The sequence below is a fragment of the Mesomycoplasma hyorhinis ATCC 17981 genome (assembly GCF_000383515.1).
GTDB lineage: Bacteria > Bacillota_I > Bacilli_A > Mycoplasmatales > Metamycoplasmataceae > Mesomycoplasma > Mesomycoplasma hyorhinis.
In genome coordinates, this window is sequence record NZ_KB911496.1 from 1 (window position 1) to 5,398 (window position 5,398).

3 protein-coding genes and 1 pseudogene are annotated in these 5,398 nt (G+C 24.9%); all 4 read left to right on the forward strand.

Features of this window, described 5'->3' with window-relative positions:
- Nucleotides 1-119, forward strand: a 119-nt coding sequence (locus F801_RS04320) for an IS3 family transposase (protein WP_036446738.1), incomplete at its 5' end; no start/stop codon positions are given.
- A gap of 116 nt (nt 120-235) precedes the next feature.
- The gene (locus tag F801_RS0102880) at nt 236-1,285 is read left to right on the forward strand and encodes an ATP-binding protein (protein WP_014335435.1); all 1,050 of its coding nucleotides are present in this window, start codon (nt 236-238) and stop codon (nt 1,283-1,285) included.
- Nucleotides 1,278-3,575, forward strand: coding sequence for a S8 family peptidase (locus F801_RS0102885; RefSeq protein WP_014335434.1), 2,298 nt, complete (start codon nt 1,278-1,280; stop codon nt 3,573-3,575). The genes F801_RS0102880 and F801_RS0102885 overlap by 8 nt, the downstream gene beginning before the upstream one ends.
- A gap of 376 nt (nt 3,576-3,951) precedes the next feature.
- Nucleotides 3,952-5,398: pseudogene (locus F801_RS04175) on the forward strand (site-specific DNA-methyltransferase); the annotation flags it as partial.

Below are 5,398 nucleotides of genomic sequence, written 5' to 3' on the forward strand. Positions count from 1 at the left end.
AATTTCACAAAGCAATTGCAAATTATATTTATTATTACAATTACAAACGAATTAAAGATAAAATAAAATGAATGTCTCCCATTAAATTTAGGGAAACATTCATTCCAAATTATAATTAATTAAAACACTCAAAAATTTATTCAAGAAAGGGTATCATCTCAAAAATGAACTTTTTTAATTTTAAAGTACAAAAATTTTTTATATTTTATAAAATTAAATAACAGAAAGAGTAATAATGAAAAAAGAAAATATTATTAATTTAATTAAATATTTTGCAAACAAAAATGAAGCTGGTTTTAGAAATGAAGCGTATTTAATTTCTCAAGATTTTAGTAATAAAGGTGATTATCAAATAGCTGAATACATATTAGGTCTTTTAGCTGGAGATAACAATGTTTTTGTCCCTCAAATACATGACTTTGATTTTGGATTTTTAAAAAAAGTTAATTTAAATTCAGAAAATATCCCTTTACCAAAAGATATTAAAGAGGATATTTTAAATATTATAAGATCAACAAAAAACAACTCTCTTGTAAATAAATTTTTATTTAGTGGGCTTCCCGGAACAGGAAAAACTGAATCGGCTAAATACATAGCAAAATCATTAAAAAAACTTCTGTATATTGTTGATTTTTCTTCAATAATTGATAGTAAGTTGGGTCAAACTACTAAAAATATTTCACAACTTTTTGAAGAAATTAACAATTTTCCTTTCTTGGATAAAATCGTAATTTTATTTGATGAAATTGATGCTTTAGCTTTAAATAGAATGGATTCTCAAGATTTAAGAGAAATGGGAAGAGCTGTATCAGCTGTATTAAAAGGAATGGATGACTTGAGTTCAAAAGCTATTTTAATAGCAACAACTAATTTGCAAGATTTTCTTGATAAAGCTTTATTAAGACGTTTTGATTACATAGTAAATTTTGATAGATATTCTAAAAAAGAATTATTAAAAATTGCTGAAAATATTTTAGATTACTATTTAACTATTTTTGAAAACACATCCAAAAATAAAGAATTGTTTAATAAAATTTTAAGTTTATACAACAATATTCCGTTGCCAGGTGATTTAAAAAATCTAATCAAAATTTCTTTTGCTTTTTGCAACACCGACCAACCTTATGATTATTTAAGGCAACTATATATTAAGCTTTTTAAAGAAATGCCAAGTGCACAAAAATTAAAAACTCAAGGTTTTTCTGCTTCTGAAATAGCAATTTTAAAAAACAAACATCAAGGTATAACACAACAAACAAATTCTTTGGAAGAAAATAATGAGTAAATCTGTAAATAAAGTTTTATGATTGAAAAATGGAAAGTTTTTATCTAAAAAGGGTAATACTCCAGGAAATCCCAATATTCCTAAAAATGCATTTGTAAGTATAGAACACTTAAAAAGTCTTTTAGAAGATTTAAAACAACTTATTCAATTTTGAATTCAAGAAAATAAAAAAAATTCTTTAAATATAAAACCAATCGTTTCTCTTTATTACAATGATGTAGTTGCGAAATCTAATAGAGTAAAATATTTTTTAGAATCTAATTTACGAAAAAATAATAGTTCAATTATAGGAATTCAATTTGACCAATCAAACAATACACTAAAGCACATTATTACTCATTATGTAAGTTTGGAAGTACTTTACCAAGCTGTTAAAAATTTGGAAAAAGTTATACAAATTTCACAACTAAAATTTGACAAACAAATTCATTATCAAGATATTGAAAATATTTATGAAAATCCAAAGGAATTTGAAGCACTTTTTAATAAATTCAGCATTTCTAAAACTAATTATATTGGTATTATAATTGATGCTTTTTTTCTAGAAAAAGTTAGAACAAAAAGAAAAGAAATTACTAATGACTTAAATGATAATATTCTTGTTACTTTGTATGACGTTGCAATAGATATTTTTGAAATTTTTAAAGAAGCAAATATACGATATAAGTCTTTACCTATTAAAAATTCTGTGGTTATTTTAAACATTGAAGAATACAAGCTGTTACTAGCCAAATTCCCTTATTTAGTTGCAATGGCTGTAGAGGATAATGTAAAAGTAGATGAATCAGAATTTGTTTCAAAATCTACTCAAAAATTAATCAATATCCCTAATCCCGATAACGAACCAATAGTTGGAGTAATTGATACTTTTTTTGTAGAAAATCCTGAGGAAGTTTATTTTGGAAAATGAGTTGAATTTCATAATAAATTAGATAAAAATATTCCTATAAATCCAAAAGATAGATTACACGGTACTGCTGTAAGTTATATAATAGTAGATGGTCCAAGTGCAAATAAAAAATTAGAAGATGGTTGTGGAAGTTTTAGAGTAAGATTGTTCGGAGTATCAACCTCAAACAACTATAATACATTTTCTATATTAAAAATGATAGAAGAAATTGTTCTTGCAAATTTAGATATTAAAGTTTGAAACTTATCTTTGGGTTCGATGCAGGAAATTAATCCTTTCAGTATTTCACCAATAGCTTCATTATTAGATGAGCTTCAAGCTAAATATGATATTATTTTTGTAGTTGCTGGAACTAATAAATCAGATTTATATCCTAATGTTGAAAGAATTGGTTCACCAGCAGATTCTATTAACTCAATTGTAGTAAATTCTGTAGATAATGAAGGAAATCCTTCTGATTTTTCAAGAAAAGGACCTTCTCTTTCTTTTTTTATCAAACCAGATGTAAGTTATTATGGTGAAAACATTAATGTTTGTACACCCGAAGGGCAACACACTGTATCCGGAACTTCATTCGCTGCACCTTGAATTACAAGAAAAGTTGCGTTTTTAATTCATATTTTAGGCTTACCAAGAGAATTAGCAAAAGCTTTGATAATTGATTCTGCTATTAGTTGACAAAAAGAAAATATGACAAATTTAAATACAAAAGGTTATGGTGTTGTACCAAAACATATTCAAGAAATTATAAAAAGTAAAAAAGACGAAATTAAATTTTTAATAAACTCTGAATCTTTAGAATATCAAACTTACAATCATAATATTTATGTTCCAATATCAAATAATACTTTTCCTTTTATTACAAAAGCAACTTTATGCTATTTCACAACAACATCTAGATTACAAGGTATTGATTATACAAACACAGAATTAGATTTTAAATTTGGAAAATTAAAAATTAATTCTAATAAAAAAATTGAAATTGACTCAATCAACAAAAACAAACAAACCTATGAAGGAAACTTAAATTTACCAGAAAAAAAAGTAAGAGAATTGTTTAGAAAATGAGACAATGTCAAAAATATTATTGAGTTTGTAAAAGTAAAAAATAATCAAATTAAAAACAATCCGAAAAAATATATTGACAACGATGCCTGAGGAGTTAGTGTAACCAAAAAAGATAGATCAACTTCAGAGGAACAAAATTCAATAAAATTTGGAATTGTTGTAACTTTAAAAGAAATTAAAGGTAATAACAGATGAGATGAATTTATTCAACTTTGTGATTACAAAAAAACATGATTAGTTCAAGAAATAGATGCAGATTCATCAATTGATTTATATTCTATGATGCAAAAAGAAGTAGAATTTGATAGTTAATTTAATATGTAAAAAGTAAAGGCAGAAATACCTTTACTTTTTAGTTTTTTCATTGTTCTTTTTTGCTACAATCTTTCTAAATTATTTATAAGGAGAAAAAATGAACAAAAAAGAAGAACTTTTAAAAGATCATTTAAAGGAATTAGAGCAAATTTCTAAATCATCTTTAAATGAAAATCAAAAAGAATTAATTAAATTAAACTTAGAAATTTTAAAAAATAATGACAAAATTTCTATAGATGATTTTGAACAAATTTGAAGATTTTTAAAACAAAGAGTAGCAACTGGGTTTGTTTTTGATGAAGCACCAGAAATCAATAATCAAAGCATTGCAATACTTGAAAAAGACGAAAAATTATCTTTTTCTTCTTCAAAAATGAAGGATAATTTACAAAATTCTTTAATTATTGGAGAAAATTATGATGTTTTAAAGAACCTTATAGGAGTAGAGAGAGAGAGAGAGGATGCTAACTTCGATTTAATCTACATTGACCCTCCTTATAATACACAAAAGACATCAGATGATGGAAATAATTTAACTGATGATCAAATAACTGCTGATAAATTTATATATCGGGACAAATTTTCAAGAACAGGATGATTAAACCTTTTAAACGAAAGATTAAAATTAGCAAAACAACTTCTAAAAGAAGATGGAGTTATATTTGTTTCAATTGACGATAATGAACAAGCTTATTTAAAAGTGTTAATGGATGAAATTTTTGGTGAAGAAAATTTCGTAGTTAATTTAATATGAATAAGTGCTTGAGGTAGTAAACAAGATGCAAAATACTTTTCACAAAATCATGAATATATTTTAGTTTATTCAAAAAATATTGAAAAACTGAAGATTAAAAAAATAAACATCGCGGAAAATTCGGACCAGTGAAAATGAAATGAAAAAATTCAAAAATGAGAGAAAAAATTAGCAATCCTTCAAAAAGGAAGTAATGAAGAAACAATTTTTGATCGAAAGAAAATGGCATACATTATTTGATGAAATGAAAAATTAAATTTATTCAAAACGGATAATAATATCGACTTTAATTTAATTACTGAAGACTTAACAACTGATACAATAATTTATGACTACTCTACAAGTGAACGACAATTATTAATTTCACAGGGCTATGTTCCTATAATTCCAAAAACAGTAAGAAAAAATAAATATGGAAGATGAACAGTTTCTGAACAAACTTTTTTAGAAAAAGTTAAAAATAATGAGATTAAAGTTCAGAAAATTAAAGATTCATATCAAGTTTTTAGATATGATGTTCAAGATAAAATACCAAATTCAAAAAAACAAAATCCTAGAAGTGTTGTTTTTAATTCTACATTAAATAAATTAGTAGAAAACACAGACAATCACCAGCAAATACAAAGGGCTTCTACAAGTGATGGAAGTTTGATGCTTCGATCTATTTTTAATTTTGACTCTTTTTTTGACTTTCCAAAACCAGTTAATCTTATCAAATACATAATTGACTTATTTCCTTCTAAAAACACAAGAGTCCTAGATTTCTTTGCAGGTTCGGGTACAACTGGACAAGCAGTTTTAGAACTAAATAAAGAAGATGGCGGAAGTCGCTCTTTTGTTTTAGTAACTAATAATGAAAATAGTATTGGTCAAAACATAACATATGAAAGACTTTATAGAATTAATAAAGGGCAAGGTACAAAAGGTCAAAAAGACTTTGAATGAATCAAGAAAAATGAAGCATTTGATACAGTTTAAATGTATTTTGATCTAAAACTTACAACACTTCTTTGTTAAATAACAATATAACCAATCAAGAATTAAAAGATAAATTTTTAAAACTTTT